Genomic DNA, 16,989 nt, shown 5'->3' on the forward strand with positions numbered 1-16,989 from the left:
TGCAATATGTTCTTGTTCAACGGAAAGGTCTTTACCCGGTTGCTTGCATGTGTTAGCCTGTGCCTGCTTACGCTTGCTTTTTCGGGCTGCTACAGCTTTACGGCAAGTACGCTCCCGAGCCACATCAAGACGGTGCAGATTCACGATGTCGAAGACAAGGCCCTCGACCCGGTGCTGGCAAATGACCTGCATACGGCGGTTGTCGACATGTTCAAGAAGAACGCTGGCGGCATCCGCCTCGTGAACGAGGAAGCGAATGCCGATTTCGAGATTACGCTCCTGAGTTATGCGAACAAGCCCGAGAACTACAACAGCAATAGCGACGTGGAAACGTACCGCGTGACCATCCGCGTGAGCGTGAAGTTCTACGACAACGTGAAGGAACGCATTATCTACGAGAACAAGTCGCTCTCTGCCGACGGCGTGTACGATATCCAGAAGAACGAATCCGAAGAAAGGCACGGCCAGGCCCGCGCCATCGAGAAGCTGCAGGACCTGATTATCGCGAACGCGCTCGCGAAGTGGTAGTGCTCGCTTCTTATAAATACAAAAGCAAATACTCGCACGAAGTGATTGTGTGAGCGTGTGGGAACTCCTTCCCGCAGTTTAATATCAGAATTGATTTTCGTAGAATCCCGAAGGGACTAACAGTCACAAGGGATTCTGCAGAACCCGTCTTTTCTCAAATATCCTGCGATAAACTATTTCCGTCCGGAACAAATATCGTAGTCTTTGCGTAGAGGGGCACTTTGCAAAGCGAACACTGGAACGAAGTGATTGTGTGAGCGTGCGAAGTGCTCCTTGAAGCAAACATTATAAACTAGTTAAATAAAATCCTTGACGAATACGGGCTTCTCGTTCAACAGGGCCTCGGTAAGCGTCGATCCCGCATACGTCAATTTTAACGAGAAGAACGGCTCGCCCCGTTCCAGCAGGGCGAGGAATATGAGGTCGCCGTCCCAGTGGGGGAGGCGAATCACGTCTTCTTTGGGCACCCACTCGAGAGTCCCCTCGTCGCATTCCTTGATTGTACCCGCAAATTCGGTTGCGGTGAACAGGTGCATGAATTCCGTTTCCTGCATGCCGTCGCTGATGAATGTCACGATACCGCGGTAGCGCGGGTGCACAAGAGTAAGTCCGGTTTCTTCCATGACCTCGCGTCGGATGCAGTCCTCGGGCGATTCCTTTTCCTCGAATTTCCCGCCGATTCCAATCCACTTGTCCTTGTTGATATCGTTCTTCTTCTTGACGCGGTGGAGCAGCAGGTACTTGCCGTCTTGCTCAATATAGCAGAGGGTCGTGTTTATCATTTCTGTTCTTCTTCGGCGTACATTATGGGGATGAGCCGCACGCCGCTCCTGTTCCAGTTCTTGAATTCTTCGCCTTGCGGGAGTTTCGCCCCGAACCCTTGCGCGTGGATGCGCTTCTTGTCGATTCCCTTCTCGATGAGGTAATCGGCAATCGCCTGCGCCTGCAGGTTCGAGACCTCTTCTCCCGCGGGGGTGCTGCACAGTATTTCGAGGTCGAACACGAACTTGCGCATCAGGTAGATAACATCGTTCAGTGCGGTGTAGCTCGAGTTCAGCAGCGTTTCGGAATTGTTCTTGAACTTCACGAGCGCGGCGATGGAGTTCAGGTTGTTCTTTGAGTTCAGCGGGCATCCGTCACGCCCGACAATCACGTTCGGGAACGTTCCCGGGCATTTGTCCATGTAGTCGTACACCTCATCGTTGTCCGAGTCAATCGGGCATCCGACAGAATCCACGGGAGCGTGTGCGGGCGAGTTCGGACACTTGTCGAGCGCGTCGGGCACGCCGTCCTCGTCGTGGTCGCGCGGGCATCCGTTCTCGTCTACCGGGAATCCTCTAGGGGTGTCGAGGCACTTGTCCCTGCTGTCAGCGACGCCGTCGCGGTCGTTGTCGGCGGGGCAGCCGTCCTCGTCCACAGTTTCGCCCTCGACGCTGTTCGGGCACATGTCGATATCGTTGGGAACGCCGTCATGGTCAAAATCGAGCGGGCATCCACGAAGGTCGACTGAGTATCCGCGCGGGGTATGCGGGCACTCGTCGCGGTCGTTCAGTACGCCATCGTGGTCATCGTCGAGCGGGCAGCCGTCCTCGTCCACCTTGTCCCTCGAAAGCGAGTTCGGGCACTTGTCATGGTTGTCGTCCACGCCGTCGCCATCGCTGTCGCGCATACATCCAGTGCTATCGACAGCCGTACCCTTGGGCGTCGCCTGGCACTGGTCCAGATAGTCCGGTACGCCGTCACCGTCATTATCTACGGGGCATCCGAAATAGTCTACGGTTACGCCGCGCGGGGTCTCGGGGCAGTTGTCGAATATGTTGAGCACGCCATCCTGGTCGTTATCCACGGGGCAACCCCTGCTGTTGACCGCGACCCCCAGTTCGGTGTTCGGGCACAGGTCATGGCGGTCAATCACACCGTCATTGTCGGCATCCTTGCGGCTAAAGTCAAGCGTCTTGGTGACGGCGAGGACCATCGCGAACTCGGGCGTACCGCGAATGTTGTACTTGAGCGTCTTGTCTTCGTACCTCCGGTTTACCTCTATGCTGTTGTCGAGGTTCGCCTTGCGCACGAAATCGAAACCAACGTCCATGCCGAGCATCAGGTTGAGCATATCGGGCAAATGAATCTTCACCGCGGGCGTCACGCGGAACACGTCGTTCATGAGTTCCTTGACGGGATTGTCGCGGAACAGCGATGTTTCTGCAGTCATCTCGAGCACGCCCGAAACCATCTTCTTCGGGAATATCTCGAACCCGGAACCCCAGACCACGGTGTAGTTCTTTGCATTCAACACGTGGAAGTAGCCCGCATAGCTGTTCCAGTAGACATAGTCGAAGATGTTTACCGAAACGATTCCTTCTATGAACAAGCCCCACTTGCCTGCCGTGTAGGCGTACGAATTGCGGTTATCGTATATGAACCACTGGTGCCTGGGCCGAAACCCGATGGATTTAGCGCCCGTGGGGAGCGTGAGGGCGCTTACGAACGCGAGATTGACCGGAACGCCCGGAATGGGGTAGGAATACTTGATTCCCGCATACAGGTCGCCTGCGCCGAAACCGTCAAGTTCCGTACCGTCGATGGTGCCCTCGTAGTAGAGGGGGAGCATGAGCGAGAGTTCCAGGTTGTCAGTCGCACCGAACCCGAGCGTAAGCGAGCCGCCCGAGGAGGGCGTGTTCTTGTCGAGCGGGGTAATGTCGGAGCCGTCGTCGATTGTGTAGCCGTTCATGGCGAGCGCATGCCCGTCGCTTATAGCCTCGTAACTGCCCGAAATAAAGAAATAACCCTGGCTCAAGGTGTTCGCGGTAGGCACGCGGACGCCCTCCATATCCTGCCCGATGCCAATTTGGGCGTACAGGATTTGGGCTATAAACAGCAGTGAGAGCAGGATTTTCTTCATAATCCTCAAAAAATTTAACTTTTTTTTGATTTTTCTTGTTGCTTTTTCAAGTTTATGTATATATTTGCCTCCGTGAGTCTCGCGTCCAGACAAAAACAGAATCTTCCCGCGTGGCATAGGAAGGCACAGAAGGCTTATCGCGTGAACCGCGTGATAATCATTCTCCAGATGGTTGCCGCCCTTGTGATGTGCGGGGTTATCCTGTATGGCATGGCGCGCGTGTTAAACTGAAACAAGAGGTATTATGTTACAGTTCGCCTATCATTGTGGTCGCCGCCCTAAAGGTGATGGTTTTGATGCCCCGATGCCCTTCTCCAACGAAGAAGAAGAGGAAGAAATCGAGGAAGAGGAAGAAGTCGACGAGGAAGTGGACTTCGACCAGCCTTCCTTCAAGCGCGACCAGATCTGGTCCGATTACGCCGAAGACCTGGACTACGACCAGTGATCCGCTGGTGCAGGCCCGTTGGCTATCTTTTAGCCGTATTCGCTACATCCGTCCTGTTAGCCTGTGCTCCAAACCAGGCCGATAGCGGTTTGGCCGACGTGCAGGTGCAAGAAGCGCCTGTGAGCGATACGCTGTCTTTTGCCGAATGGTCGCTCCGGTTCAAGGTTTCCGATTCGCTTGCCATGCGCCCCTCGTGGGAAAACTACCAGTACGCATTGCAGGCGATGGACAACCAGGAATGGAACCAGGCTCGCCGTTACCTGAACCGCTCTCTCCGCAACCTTGTTACAGAACATTTCGATTCTACCTACGCGAACGTGAGCCCTAAGGAGGATTCCCTCTACAGGCTCAAGATGTCCGTGCTATTGGTGCGTGCGCTCGACGAAGTTTACCCCAACGAGGTGACGGGTGCCGACGAAGGCCCGCTCGATGGCATATTCCAGGACGAAAGCGTCCTTGCCGACAGTGCCTCCCTCATGAGCCTTGAGGACCAGCTCGATTCCCTCGACGTGAACGAGTTCACGCTCCCCATTAAGTTCAACGAGCGCGTGCTGCAGGAGGTATTCTACCTCACCTCGAAGGCAAAAAGCTTTACCGAAGGGTCGCTCAGCCGCAAGACCGCCTACGATTCGCTTGTCTACGCGAAGCTCGCCGAGCACAACATGCCCCGCGACCTCATATACCTTTCCCTCGTGGAATCCGGCTTCAAGGTGAAGGCCTACAGCCGCGCGAAGGCTTCGGGCCTGTGGCAGTTTATTCCCGAGACGGGCAAACGCTACGGCCTGAGCGTCGACTACTGGGTGGACATGCGTCGAAACCCGGAACTTGCCACCGAGGCTGCACTCAACTACCTCTCTTACCTGTATAATGAATTTGGCGACTGGCTTTTGGCCATGGCTGCCTACAACTGCGGTGAAGGCCGTATCCGTCGCGAAATCCGCGAATGGAAGGCAGATTCCACTCACGATACCACGCAGGCCGTGACATACTGGGATTTGGAACTCCCGAAGGAGACGATGCACTACGTTCCGCGTATCCTCGCGGCGATGGTCATCGGTCATTACCCGGAACAGTACGATATCAACGTGAAGCAGACATTCCGCCCGCAGTTCGATACCGTGACGGTGTTCGACTCCTTCTCGCTCGAAGAAGTGGCGAAACTCCTGAATGTCCCCGAAGATACTCTCCGCACGCTCAACATGGAACTCGTGATGTGGTGTACGCCGCCCAACGTGGATTCTTACCTGCTGCGCCTGCCGTTCGGTACCCGCTCTGCTTTTGTCGAGGGCTATGACCGCATGCAGAAGAACTCGTTCTCCAGCTGGCACCACCACAGGGTCAAGAAGGGCGAGAACCTGGGGGCGATTGCCAAGCAGTACGGCATTACCGTCACGGAACTCAAGCTCGCGAACAACCTCAAGAACGACCGCGTGCGCCAGGGCAAGACACTCCTGATTCCTATCAAGGTGAGCCCGAAGAAGTCATCGGGCAAGAAGCCCATGAAGGTACGCACCTACGTGGTGGAACTGAGCGACAACCTCGCATCTATCGCCCGCCAGTTCGGCGTCTCGCAGGAATCCCTGCGTATATGGAACCAGATGGAACCGAGCGCGGTCGTAAAGCCCGGCGATACGATTTTCGTGTCTAAGCCCGAGCTCAAGCCCGCAGACGAAGTGAAGAAGATTACCCTCAAGAAGGGGGAACGCTACGTGGTGGGGGCGGGTGATACCTACGCGAACATTGCCGAGGCGCTCTCCATACCGACGCGCCTTTTGATGGAAGCGAACAGCGGGTTTATCCGCAGGCTTACCATCGGAGATTCACTCGTAATTCCGGCCTACACGCCGCCCAAGAAGCCCGCAAAGCCCGAACCGAAGGCCGATAGCAAGAAGGCTAACGAGAAGGCGGAAAAGGCGAAGAAGACATCCGAGAAGGTCGCTCCCACGAAGGGCAATACCTACGTGGTGGAATCGGGCGACAACCTCTACTACATCTCGAAGAAGTTCTCCTGCACGGTCGATGACCTGATGGCTTGGAACGGGCTAACCAACTCGAATATCCATCCGGGCGATACGCTCGTGGTGCGTGGCGCGAAGGGGGCTGCAAAACCTGCCTCGAAGGAGAATTCCGGCGCACAGGCCGAAAAATTCATCACCTACACGGTGAAGCAGGGCGATTCCTTGTTTGACATAGCCAAGAGCTACAAGACGACCAAGGAAGACATAATGAAGTGGAACGGGCTCAAGGACACAAAGATCAAGCCCGGCGATAAACTCAAGATTAAAAAGCCTTAAATTTGCGTGGGCGCCTAAACGGCGCCTTAAATTATTTAGAACAAATCTATTGTCGCGCTTACGTAAGGCTGGAGGAAGGCGTCGAAGTCAAGCATGAACTCCTCGTTTTCCTTCTTGTCCGAAATGGGCTGCTCGTAGTAGGTGTGGAAGTATTCGTGCGTATTGCGGATGCCGCCGGCGAGCGTGAAGGCGTGGAACGCAACGCGCAGGCCCGCACCGTAGGTGTATCCCCAGATTGCGGGAGCTAAGTACTTGGAATCGTTCTGGAAGAACGTCTTGCCGGTAATGCCGCCCACAAACCCGTAGAGCTTGCACATGAACTGGTAGTTGTAGCTGCTGTACAGCGGAACGCCGAAATCCACGCCAATCTGCGCGAGCGCGATGTGAATCTTGTGGTGGCCTTCGATGTCGTCCTTCTCGACGGGCACGTTCCAGCCGTCATATTCGATTTCCATCTGCTCCTGTACTGCGTAGGCTTCCTTGAGGTTCCTGTCCTTGTAAGAAACACCCAGGAACTGGTAGGCGAGAATGGCATAGATGCCGACGTAGTTGTTGAAGGGAAGGATACCCGTACCGCCGAAAGTAAACGTATTGTTCACATCGATATTGTACTTACGGCCGTTAACCGTGTAGTCCCAGTTCACGTTGTCCATCTTGATGTTCGTGAATTCGATGTAGGGGCCGATGGCGAAGCGTTCCTCGTATTCGTTGATGTCGCTCTTGTTGTCGGCGGCCATGGAATTGTCGATAAAGACGGTGTCGGCGTTGCAAATCGCGGCTGCGCCGAGTGCTAAGGCAAAGAAAAATTTACTCATGAGCGGAAATTTAAAAAATTTTGGAAAAAAATTTTTTTTTGTGAATAAATTGGCTAAAAAAAGTGTAATTTTAGAGGCATAAGAACAAAAACACCTTTTTTGGAGTAAAAAAATGAAGAAAACCCTTCTTGGACTCTGCGGTCTCGGTCTTGCATTTTCCCTTGTCGCCTGCGGTGACGATGTAAACTTTAAGGATCCGGCCTCCGTGCAGGCCTTCCTCGCCAAAGCCGACCCCCAGGGCGTCCGCAAGGCTCTCGAAAACAGCCACATCGCTTTCAATGCAAACAACTTCATCAATTACGCATTCAACAGCGATACGCTCATGATGACCGTGTTCCTGAAGGCCTCCTTCGAAATCGACGCCATCGCCGACAACGGTAACAACGCCGTGGCCATTGCTGCAAACAAGGGCAACATGATGGTGCTGAACTACCTCTTCAACAACGGCGCAAAGGCGAACGTCAAGAACAGCAACGGTGAAGCCGTGCTCGACAACGCCGTGATGATGGGCAACGCCGATGTGGTGAAGCTTCTCATTGACCAGCTCAAGAAGGAAGGCGCAGACCCGGCAAGCCTCGGCACTGCAGTGCTTATCGCCGCCAAGACCGGCAAGGTCGACATGCTCCAGGTACTCGCCGATGCAGGCGCTCCGCTCGAGAACCGTGGCCCGGATGGCTACCTCCCGATTCACTGGACCGTGAAGAACGGCAACTACGACGCCATGATGTTCCTCATCGACAAGAAGGTGGACGTGAACGCCAAGTGCGACCAGGGCTACTCTGTGCTCGACTGGGCCACGAACGAAGGTTACACCCGCCTGATCAAGGCCCTGAAGAAGGCCGGCGCAAAGAACACCGCTCAGTACTTCAAGGATTCCAAGAAGTAATCTGCGACACGGTTCCTAATCCGTTTTCTCATCCCCGCCATTATGCGGGGATCTTTGTTTTTTAGGGGCACATTTTTGTATTTTTCGCTTATGAATTTTAGATTCTCGAAACTACTCGTATGTATCGGGCTTGTCGCCGTAATGGCTGGCGCCCAGGAAACGGTGGAAAGCGTACGCCGCCAGATAAAGGCGGTCGAGGCAGAAACCGCCCGCGAAAAGAACATGCACGACGCCGAAAAGAAGCGCCATGCGGAATTTGTCGAAGTCGGGCGCAAGAAGGTGCAGGCGCTCTCGAGCCAGAACAAGACGCTCAAGGCCGAAATCGATTCCCTGAAGGCGGAACTCGGGCACATTGCCGAGGTACGCCAGAAGACGATGGGTACCATCCGCTGGTACGAAAGCCGCAAGGCGAAGTACAACGAATCCCTGGCGAAGGTCATCGATTCGCTCGTGCCCGTATTCGAGTCGGACTTCCCCTACAGGAACGAGGAAACGGTAAAGAGCGTCAGGGAAATTGCCGAACAGCTCCACAAGGGTGTTATAGAGGCGGATGATGCCCTGAACCGCACGCTCGAGGTGTTCTATGACCGCATCCGCCTGGGCTACACGACCGAGGTCTACAAAGGCTTTTTGCAGGTGGATGCCCGCAGCGTACCGGGAACGTACCTGCGCTACGGTGCAGTAGCCTCCGTATTCGTGAGCAACGATGGCAACGACGTGCTTTGGCTTTCGAGGACTCCCGATGGCGGTTACGCCTGGAAGAACGTGTCCGACGACCTCGCGATGCGTACCGTACTGAAGGACGTGATGAAGGTCGCCGAAGGGAAGACCGCTCCGAGGCTCGTGACCATACCGGTCGCCTTCCCGAAGGAGGGTGAATGATGTTTAGACGAAAGAACGCTTCGTTGCTATGCAACTCCGCTACAGACGATAGACGAAAGAATGTTTCTGGAAATGATGTTGGCGAAAACTTGCTGAGTAGGCTATCTTTCGTCTTTCGTCTTTCGTCTTTCGTCTTATTTGTTCTCGTTGCGCCCGCAGTCTATGCCCAGCAGCCTTCCGACATCGATGCGGTAAAGAAGCGCGCTGAACTCAACAGCGCGAAGGCCGACCTGGAAGAAGCCCGCAAAAAACGCGACATGGCAGTTGCCGCCCGCTGGAAGGACCGCGAGACGGCAAACCAGGAACGCGAGATGTTCAACGACAAGTACCAGGAAAGCAAGGAGAAGGTCGATGCCCTGATGTCGGAACGTGCCCGCCTGTTCGAGGACGTGCGCGTGGCCCGCGAGGACTTGGCCCAGGTAAAGCTACAGGCCGAAAAGGCACGTGCCGAATTCCTGTCCTTGGCTGCCGGTCCGGAACGCCTTGAGACGCTCGCGAAGTTCCAGGAACAGGGCGTGCCTTTCAAGATGGCGGAACGCGTGGAAGTGCAGAACAAGGTGAAGAAAGAGATGGGCCTCTACAAGGACGACCCGCTCCGCATTGCGAAGGGCGTGCTCGACGCGGCCCGCGCCGAGATGGCCTTTACCCGCGAGACAAGCGTTGAGAAGGCAGAACTCGTGTTTGGCTCTGCCGTCGCGCAGGGCGACCGCATGCGCCTCGGCGGGCTGTATGCCGTGCAGATGGCGAACGTCGCCGACATTCACGGCCTGCACGCGGCGGCAATGATGCTCCCCGTTGCGGGCGAAAAGAAGCGCGCCTACAGCTGGCAAGAAAACCTTGCTCCCGAAGCGAAGAAGAATATCGCGACCGTGTTTGCGAACGTGAACGATTCCGCGTTCGTGATGGTGCCGGTCGACGTGCTCCTGAGTACGGAACTTTCGTCTGAACTCGCGAACCACCAGGAAACTACCTGGAAGGACAAGCTCAGGCAGTTCTTCAAGGACGGCGGCATTATCATGTACCCGATTGTAGCGCTGTTTGCCATCGGCCTGCTTATAGCCTTCTGGCGCTTTGTGTGGCTCATGGTGAGGGGCTTCGGCGGTATCGCGAACAGGCGCGTGCTGAAGGCCCTCAAGGCGGGCGACATCGATACGGCACGCTCGCTTGCGGGAAAGACGCACGGCGAAGTGGGGAAGGTGCTGCGCACCGTGCTTTCCAAGAACTACGCCGGCCGCGAGGGTGCCGAGAAGGCGCTCGAGGAACTCTTCTCCGCCGATGTCCCGAAGCTGGAATCCGGGCTCACTTGGATTTCCGTGATTGCGGCGACCGCCCCGCTGCTCGGGCTCCTGGGTACCGTGATGGGCATGATTGAACTCTTCGACGTGATTACGATGCACGGTACATCCGACCCGAAACTCCTTGCGGGTGGCATTTCCATTGCCCTCGTGACTACGGAAGCGGGCCTGATTGTGGCGATTCCCTTGCAACTGCTCCATACCTTCCTCGTGAACCGCGCCGACGCCGTTCGCAGCCGTATGGAAAGTGCCGGGCTCGCCGTGCTGAATGCGCTCTGGATCAAGGAAAAGTAAGCGGGAATCCCTGTGGAAACCGTAAGCGAAATATCTGTAATCGAAGCCGCCATGGCCGTGCTCTTCCGCGGAGGATGGGTGCTTGCGCCCATATTCGTTATCGGGTGGTTCGGCTGGTTCCTGATGCTCGAGCGCTACGGCTATTACTTCATGCTCAAGGGCGGCAGCGTGAACGGCGTGTTCGGCGGGTTCTGGAACAACCTGAAAAAGAAGGGCGAGGATGTCGCGTTCGCTAAACTTGCCCGCAGGCCCTACGGCTACTTTTACGCGCTTGCATGCGACGTGCGCGACCACCGGGCAGAAGGCCCCGTTGCCGTGCGTAACGCGATGGAAGAGACGCGCCACCGCATATCCGTGAACCTCTCGCGCTCGCTCAAGACGATTTCTACATGCGCGGCACTGGCCCCGATGCTTGGCCTGCTCGGTACGGTCTCTGGCATGGCGCATACATTCGATACCATCAAGCTTTTCGGGTTCGGAAACCCGACACTCCTTGCCGACGGCATCTCCGAGGCCATGCTTACCACGCAGGCGGGCCTGCTCGTGGCGTTCCCGCTGATGCTTGCCTACAACTTCCTCTCGGGCTGTGTCGAGAAGGTCGAAAAGCAGGCGTGGAGCGAAGCGCTCAAGTACGAATCCTTTGTGTTTGAAAATGGCGCGGCAGGGCCGGCCGATTCCATCGCGGAAAATTCCGCGGAGGAGGAAAAATGAGTTTCATACGTAAACGTTCTAGCGATTCCGGCAAGATAGACATTTCCCCGATGCTCGACATCGTGTTCATCTTGCTCATCTTCTTCGTGGTGACGTCGACCTTCACGCGCGAAACCGGCGTGGATGTGACGAAGCCGAAGGCGAGTTCCGCGAAGGAACTGGCGAAGGAAAGCATATTGATTGGCGTGACGCGCCAGGGGACAATCCACATCAACGAGACTCAGGTGAACCTCTCGACCCTGAATACGGTATTGCGCCAGATGATGGCCGAAGCGCCCGACCGCCCCGTGATTATCGTGAGCGACCGCGACGCCCCCAACGGCGTGGTGGTGGACATTCTCGACGAATGCAATTTGGCTAAAGTCCGCAAGGTTTCCATTTCCGCGAACAAGGAGGAGTGATGCTTAGACGAATGAACGCTCCGTTGCTCTGCAACTTCGCTGTAGACGAAAGACGAAAGATTTTTAAAGGGGAAGGCCTTCCCCTCGTTCGCACTTCGTTGCTCGCTACCCCTTCTAGCGGAGGCTCAGTCGCCGCCCCCGCAACGCCCCGCTTATCTATCGTCTATCGTCTATCGTCTATCGTCTAAATCATGCTCGACTTTCTCGCTAAATATTTCCGGTTCCCGGCGGCATTCGTGCTCTCCTTTGCGGTGAGCGCGGTGTTCTTCCTTGCCGTGCCGGTGCTGAACGCGCTGTTCTTCGACAGGGGCGTAAAGACGGAGAAGGAACTCGACACCGTGACGGAAGTCGAGGTGCTCGTGAGCGAGAAAAAGCCCGAGGTGAAACAGAAGGTTATACGCACCATCGTGAACCCGAACCCGTTCAAGATTTCCTCGAACATGGGTGTAAGCCGCAGCCAGAATTTCCAGATGGACCTTTCGCTTGCGCGCGGTGCCGCAGGCGACGGCGTGGCCGTGGGTACGGGCTCGATGGAAAACGTCGTGTACGAGGCGGGCGAGGTGGACGAACAGGCGCAGGTCTTGAAGGAAGTTCAGCCGAAGTTTCCCGAACGCGCAAAAAAACTCGGCATTTCGGGCTACGTGAAGGTAATGGTTGTCATCGACGTGTATGGCGACGTGGCGCAGGCGAACGTGATGAGCCTCGACCCGCCGGGTTACGGCTTCGAGAACGAGGCCCTGAAGGCAGTTCGCCAGTGGAAGTTCAGCCCCGCTCAGCTTGGCGGATATCCCGTGGCACAGAAGGCCACAAAGGAGTTCCGCTTTGTTAAATAGGTTGTTGTGTTTGCTGTTGCTTGCCGTGCCGCTCTTCGCGGCGGAGGATTACTTCTTCAAGGCGAACGAGCTTTACGACCAGGGAAAATACAAGGAAGCGGTCCCGCTCTACCGTGCCGCCATCGATGAGGGCCGTTACGAACCTTTCGCATGGTTCAACTTAGGCAACGCGCTGGTGCAACTTGACCGCAAGCAGGTCGCGATGGTCGCCTACAAGCGCACCGTGGAACTCCTGCCGAATTTCGAGAAGGCGTGGATGCTGCTCGGTGACCTCTATTACCTCGCAGATTCTCCGGGCGATGCGATTGCGGCATACCGGCGCGCCATCGAACTCGGGGTGGAATCCGACCATGTGCACTTTGCGCTTGCGGAATGCTACCTGAAGGGCCGCGACTGGACGCTCGCGCAGAAGAACTTCGAGCGGGCGCTGCAGCTGAACCCCGACCGCATGGATGCCTGGTACGGGCTTGCCGAAGTCTACGAGAAGCTGGGCGACTACGAGTACGCCATCAAGACGCTCCAGAATGCGCTCCAGATGACGGCTACCGCGGGTGCCGATGTGCATTTCACGATGGCGTATTATTACCGCAGCATGGATTCCACGCGCCAGTCCCTGAACGAGATGGAAAACGGTTTGCTGATGGACCCCGAGAACGTCTCGGCCCGCCGCTACCTCGCGCAGATGTACGTGCAGAACAATTCCCCGTGGATGGCGATTTTCACGCTGGAAGAAGGCCTGCGGCACAACAAGGGCAAGGGCGACCTCAATTTGGATTTGGGGCAGATTTACTTTAACCAGAAGCGCTACGACGAAGCGTTCGAATGCTACATGAAGGCCTGGCTTGCGGGCAGTTCCCAGGGCCGCATCGGTGCCGAGAACGTGGGCCACGTGTTCTCGAACGCGGGCGATACCGAGAAGGCCGAAAGCCTGTACAAGCGGATTCGGGAAAAGAAATAGAATGGTTTCGTGGTGTAGCGCTTGTTTCTCCTGATTGTCATATATGTGGCCTTTATCGGCCTCGGGCTTCCGGATACGGTTTTAGGGGCGGCCTGGCCGCTGATGCAGCGCGACCTGCATGCCCCGCTTTCGGCTGCGGGTCTCCTCTCAATTATCGTGAGCGCGGGTACGATTGTTTCTAGCCTCCTCACGCCAAAACTCCTGCGCCAGTTCGGTACGGGCAAACTCGTCTTCGTGAGTATCGCGCTGACGGCTGTCGCATCCGCAGGGTACGGCTTTTCGCCTGCGTTCTGGATGATGTGCCTGTTTGCAATCCCGATGGGAATCGGTGCGGGGGCAATCGACGTCGCGATGAACAACTTTGCGGCAATCCATCTGGAAACGAAACACACGAACTGGCTGCATGCGAGCTGGGGAATCGGCGCGTGCCTTGGCCCCGCGCTGCTTGCGGGTTCTGCCTTCTTCGGGTTCGGCTGGCGCGGCGCTTACGAACTGGTGGCTTTGTTGCTCGGCGTCATCGCGGTCATGATGCTTGTTTCGCTCCCGCTTTGGAAGCGGAGGGAGCGAGGCGATTCCCGCCTGCAACAAACATCCAGTATTCCCGATATCTCATTGCGGGCCGCCTTGCGCGTCCCTGGAATGAAACTCTCGTTCCTGACGTTCTTCTTCTATTCTTCGCTTGAGATATCGACGAGCCTCTGGTGCGGTACGTACCTGGTAGCCCGCGGTTTCGAACCCGAGGTGGGCGCGCTCGCCGTTTCACTCATGTTCGCTTCCGTAATGGTAGGGCGCATCCTCAGCGGTATTTTCGCCATCCGGTTTACCGACATGCGCCTTGTGCATGCGGGTATCGCGATTGTCGTTGTCGGCTGCCTTGTCCTCGTATTCCCGCTCCCGCCGTGGGTCACGCCGGTTTGCATCTGCCTGCTTGGTTTCGGGTGCGCTCCCGTTTACCCGTCGCTTATCCATGCCACTCCTGCGCGGTTCGGTGAAGAACTTTCGGGTCGTGCCATCAGCATACAGATGGCGGGTTCGTATCTGGGTTCCATCATGATGCCGCCAGCATTCGGGTTTGTTGCGAGCCATTTTTCGGTGATTGTATGGCCTGTGGCTCTTGCCTTTTTTGTGGGTTCGCTTCTGCTGTGTGTGTGCCTGCTCGATTACGTGACGCGCAAGAGGCTCAATAAGGCATTCGCTGTCGAACGCTTCATGGATGTTCTGCAGCAGGTGAAGATGATGGATGAGCGGCGCCGTAGTGCACGCCGCGAACGCCGCAGGCTCCGCCGAAAACAAAAGCGTGCTAAGCTCGCGAAGGCCCGCATGCGGTAAATGTTTCTACATTTAACATCATGGCAAAGAAGAAAAAAGTTTGGAAATCGAATAGCGGAGCTGCCGCATTCCGCGGTAAGGAAGACCGCATTCGCGAGACGCTCACGCAGATTATTAGCGGGCAGAGCCGCCTGCTGCACCGCCCGGACGAACTGTACGAATTTATCGCGCAGACTATTGACGATATCGAGGATTTCAAGGATGTTCGCCTGCAGCTAGAACTGCTCGCGTGGACGCTCCGTACGGATTTTCTCTCGTTCAAGGCGGACGACGAGGAACGTGACGACTGGGAAAGCCTCTTCTACGATGCGGGCACCTTTTTCGTGGAACTTGCAAGCCAGTACGATGACAAGGACTACATTGCCGACCTGATTCACGACCTGGCGCTCCGTCACGTGGGTGGGGAAGGCCGCTCGGTCCTGTTCCTCTCGCTCAACGAGGTTTTGCCCGACGAACGCGCGAAGGCTCTTGTTGACGAGCTTATCGCGACGGTCTCAGAAGTGGAAATGCAGAACCGCGAGGACGTTCTCGACGCCCTGACCGACATGGCAGATGCTCTCGGCGACTACGAACGCTATACGAAGGCTGCCCTCCTGAAGGACCCGGACAAGAGCAACGCGACGCTTATCGATATCGCGAACGAGTGCTTTGTCGCGGGCAACATCGAGCTTGCCAAGCAGTGGCTCGGCGACGTGCGCGACCCCGGTTCCGAAGACGAGGAAGCCTACCTCGACCTCATGGCGGCAATTGCCGACAAGGAAGGCCGCAAGTCCGACTGTGTCAAGATTGCAATGCGCCTGTACGAAAGTTACCCGAAGGTCATCAATCTCGCGCGCCTCTGCCAGCAGGTCGACGAGAAGCAGGCCGATACGCTCCTCAGGGAACATTCCAGTTTCCGCAGCGGCGGGAACATCGACATGGAATTTATGCAACTCCTGGCCGGAATGAAGCGTTACGGCATTCTCGAGCAGTACATCGACATGTACGAGAAGGACTTGCCTGCACAGGATGCAGAAATCCTGAAAGGCATCTCCGACGAACTCGAGAAGGACGGCCAGAAGGCACTTGCGGACCACATTCGCGAATGGACCGTCGAGGAGCCCGAAGAGGCACAGGCATTCGACGACCGCGACTGATTCGTTGTCCTTACATACAACGGAAATGTATGTCCGGAGGCACTGTTCCTCCGGAATTTTTTTACATTTTGCCCGTCATTCTTTTAAAAGGAGAAAATATGAATATCTCGAAATTAGGTTTTGGTCTTTCTCTTGCTACCGCTATCGGCCTTGTCGCCTGCGGTGACGATTCCAGCAGTTTTTCGCCTGCATCGAACGACGACCCGGATACGACGCTCTCTTCTAGCAGCGAAGGTACCGGCGCTCCGGACTCCAGCGATGACAACGGCACTTCTTCCAGTTCCAGCAATGGCGGCAGTTCCAGCCCCGCAGAGTCCAGCGCTTCTGTCGAAGAGGCGGAACCCTGCACGTTTGCCGCAACGGACAATGCATGGGCTGTTTCTTACAGGGGTAACGATGGCAACAATTCTGCGAGCATCCGTACCGTGTTTGAAATCCAGGGCGAAGACCTTGTCATTCGCGATTCTATCCGCTTTACGGGCCAGACGGCAAATATCTACTGCCGCCTGATGAGCATGAACGACTCTACCGCGACGCACCCCAAGTCCATGGACGGGAAACTTGCCGGCGAAGAGACCTGCGAAGGCGGTAGCGCTGCTGTGCTCGTTTCTACCCGTACGGAGAAGGGTTACTTTGCTAGCAATGCACGCGAGACCGTGCATGCATCTGTGCTGAAGGCCTGCCAGGCTGCCGTGAACGGCACTGCTTTCGAAGTGTTCCCGCTCCAGACAAAGTCCAGCTGTAACTTTACCATCGACGACCCCGAATGGACCTACTCCTACCTCGACGAGAGCTGGAATAGTTCCGACAGCGCCATCGTGAAGTACGTCGTTGCATACGACGAAGAAGAAGAATGCTTCATGAGCCGCAAGTACGAAATCCACCCGATGTCGTACGTGGAATGCCTCTCCAAGAATTTCTCCGATATCGGTATGACCAAATTCTGCTCGATGGAAGGTTTCATCAACGCATCTTCTTCAGGCAATTCCAAGACGAAGGAAGAGGTGTTTGCCAGCGAACAGAACTACTGCAAGCAGAAGGTTCCCGCTGAAGTCGAACCGGAAAGTTCCAGTTCCGCTGATGTCGAAGAAACCTCTTCTTCGAGCTCTGCAGCTGCACCCTCTGGCGACATGGTCTCCTGCGACATCCCGGGCGTCATGGGCGAATGCCTTGAATTCCCTGCCGGCAGTGACGAAGCCATTGCGATGGCTGCGCAATGCGAATCCGTGCTCGAAGGCACGCTCGGCACCGGCTGTAATTAAGACCGCTCGTTCGTCGTT

Annotated in this window: 17 protein-coding genes; 14 read left to right on the forward strand and 3 right to left on the reverse strand. The window is 56.1% G+C overall.

Going from position 1 to position 16,989, the window contains the following annotated elements; translation table 11 throughout:
- The first annotated feature begins 6 nt into the window (after nucleotides 1-6).
- Nucleotides 7-528, forward strand: coding sequence for an LptE family protein (locus CRO08_RS06145; RefSeq protein ID WP_097035455.1), 522 nt, complete (start codon nucleotides 7-9; stop codon nucleotides 526-528).
- Between the two features lie 296 nt (nucleotides 529-824).
- On the opposite strand, the gene CRO08_RS06150 is transcribed toward CRO08_RS06145, so the two are convergent.
- The gene (locus CRO08_RS06150; protein ID WP_073113866.1) at nucleotides 825-1,310 is read right to left on the reverse strand and encodes an 8-oxo-dGTP diphosphatase; all 486 of its coding nucleotides are present in this window, start codon (nucleotides 1,308-1,310) and stop codon (nucleotides 825-827) included.
- Complete coding sequence (locus tag CRO08_RS17495) at nucleotides 1,307-3,430, reverse strand: thrombospondin type 3 repeat-containing protein (RefSeq protein ID WP_176495074.1); 2,124 nt, start codon at nucleotides 3,428-3,430, stop codon at nucleotides 1,307-1,309. The genes CRO08_RS06150 and CRO08_RS17495 overlap by 4 nt, the downstream gene beginning before the upstream one ends.
- A 72-nt stretch (nucleotides 3,431-3,502) precedes the next feature.
- On the opposite strand from CRO08_RS17495, the gene CRO08_RS16955 reads away from it, so the two are divergent.
- The 3 genes from CRO08_RS16955 to CRO08_RS06160 all read left to right on the forward strand — a co-directional run bounded on the left by CRO08_RS16955 (nucleotide 3,503) and on the right by CRO08_RS06160 (nucleotide 6,169).
- The gene (locus tag CRO08_RS16955; RefSeq protein WP_175547222.1) at nucleotides 3,503-3,661 is read left to right on the forward strand and encodes a hypothetical protein; all 159 of its coding nucleotides are present in this window, start codon (nucleotides 3,503-3,505) and stop codon (nucleotides 3,659-3,661) included.
- 13 nt (nucleotides 3,662-3,674) lie between these two features.
- A complete protein-coding gene (locus CRO08_RS16685) occupies nucleotides 3,675-3,875 on the forward strand; it encodes a hypothetical protein (RefSeq protein WP_139258684.1) in 201 nt (66 codons plus the stop codon).
- Nucleotides 3,876-3,994: 119 nt separating this feature from the next.
- Nucleotides 3,995-6,169, forward strand: a complete 2,175-nt coding sequence (locus CRO08_RS06160; RefSeq protein ID WP_255252255.1) for a LysM peptidoglycan-binding domain-containing protein — start codon at nucleotides 3,995-3,997, stop codon at nucleotides 6,167-6,169.
- Between the two features lie 35 nt (nucleotides 6,170-6,204).
- Here the strand turns inward: CRO08_RS06160 and CRO08_RS06165 are convergent, their stop codons facing one another.
- The gene (locus CRO08_RS06165) at nucleotides 6,205-6,984 is read right to left on the reverse strand and encodes a hypothetical protein (RefSeq protein ID WP_097035457.1); all 780 of its coding nucleotides are present in this window, start codon (nucleotides 6,982-6,984) and stop codon (nucleotides 6,205-6,207) included.
- 112 nt (nucleotides 6,985-7,096) lie between these two features.
- On the opposite strand from CRO08_RS06165, the gene CRO08_RS06170 reads away from it, so the two are divergent.
- From CRO08_RS06170 to CRO08_RS06215, 10 genes are all read left to right on the forward strand, one after another.
- Nucleotides 7,097-7,870: an ankyrin repeat domain-containing protein gene (locus CRO08_RS06170; protein WP_097035458.1), complete on the forward strand. Its 774-nt coding sequence runs from the start codon at nucleotides 7,097-7,099 to the stop codon at nucleotides 7,868-7,870.
- Nucleotides 7,871-7,960: 90 nt separating this feature from the next.
- Nucleotides 7,961-8,752 (forward strand): DUF3450 family protein, encoded by a 792-nt coding sequence (locus CRO08_RS06175; RefSeq protein ID WP_097035459.1) that lies wholly within the window; start codon nucleotides 7,961-7,963, stop codon nucleotides 8,750-8,752.
- The gene (locus tag CRO08_RS06180; RefSeq protein WP_255252256.1) at nucleotides 8,749-10,341 is read left to right on the forward strand and encodes a MotA/TolQ/ExbB proton channel family protein; all 1,593 of its coding nucleotides are present in this window, start codon (nucleotides 8,749-8,751) and stop codon (nucleotides 10,339-10,341) included. The genes CRO08_RS06175 and CRO08_RS06180 overlap by 4 nt, the downstream gene beginning before the upstream one ends.
- Before the next feature lie 12 nt (nucleotides 10,342-10,353).
- Nucleotides 10,354-11,052, forward strand: coding sequence for a MotA/TolQ/ExbB proton channel family protein (locus CRO08_RS06185; protein WP_255252257.1), 699 nt, complete (start codon nucleotides 10,354-10,356; stop codon nucleotides 11,050-11,052).
- On the forward strand, nucleotides 11,049-11,453 hold the full coding sequence (locus CRO08_RS06190) for a biopolymer transporter ExbD (protein ID WP_072812130.1): 405 nt from the start codon (nucleotides 11,049-11,051) through the stop codon (nucleotides 11,451-11,453). Before CRO08_RS06185 ends, CRO08_RS06190 begins: the two co-directional genes overlap by 4 nt.
- Nucleotides 11,454-11,644: 191 nt before the next feature.
- Nucleotides 11,645-12,286, forward strand: a complete 642-nt coding sequence (locus CRO08_RS06195) for an energy transducer TonB (RefSeq protein ID WP_097035462.1) — start codon at nucleotides 11,645-11,647, stop codon at nucleotides 12,284-12,286.
- Between the two features lie 10 nt (nucleotides 12,287-12,296).
- Complete coding sequence (locus CRO08_RS06200; protein WP_255252258.1) at nucleotides 12,297-13,244, forward strand: lipopolysaccharide assembly protein LapB; 948 nt, start codon at nucleotides 12,297-12,299, stop codon at nucleotides 13,242-13,244.
- A 21-nt stretch (nucleotides 13,245-13,265) separates the two neighbouring features.
- Nucleotides 13,266-14,573 carry a sugar MFS transporter gene (locus CRO08_RS06205; RefSeq protein ID WP_097035464.1) on the forward strand — a complete coding sequence of 436 codons (1,308 nt, stop codon included), beginning with the start codon at nucleotides 13,266-13,268 and terminating at the stop codon, nucleotides 14,571-14,573.
- A 20-nt stretch (nucleotides 14,574-14,593) separates the two neighbouring features.
- Nucleotides 14,594-15,709, forward strand: coding sequence for a hypothetical protein (locus CRO08_RS06210; RefSeq protein WP_073113871.1), 1,116 nt, complete (start codon nucleotides 14,594-14,596; stop codon nucleotides 15,707-15,709).
- A gap of 98 nt (nucleotides 15,710-15,807) precedes the next feature.
- Nucleotides 15,808-16,971, forward strand: a complete 1,164-nt coding sequence (locus CRO08_RS06215; protein WP_097035465.1) for a hypothetical protein — start codon at nucleotides 15,808-15,810, stop codon at nucleotides 16,969-16,971.
- Nucleotides 16,972-16,989: the final 18 nt, after the last annotated feature.

This window comes from Fibrobacter sp. UWT3 (assembly GCF_900230125.1).
Lineage (GTDB): Bacteria > Fibrobacterota > Fibrobacteria > Fibrobacterales > Fibrobacteraceae > Fibrobacter.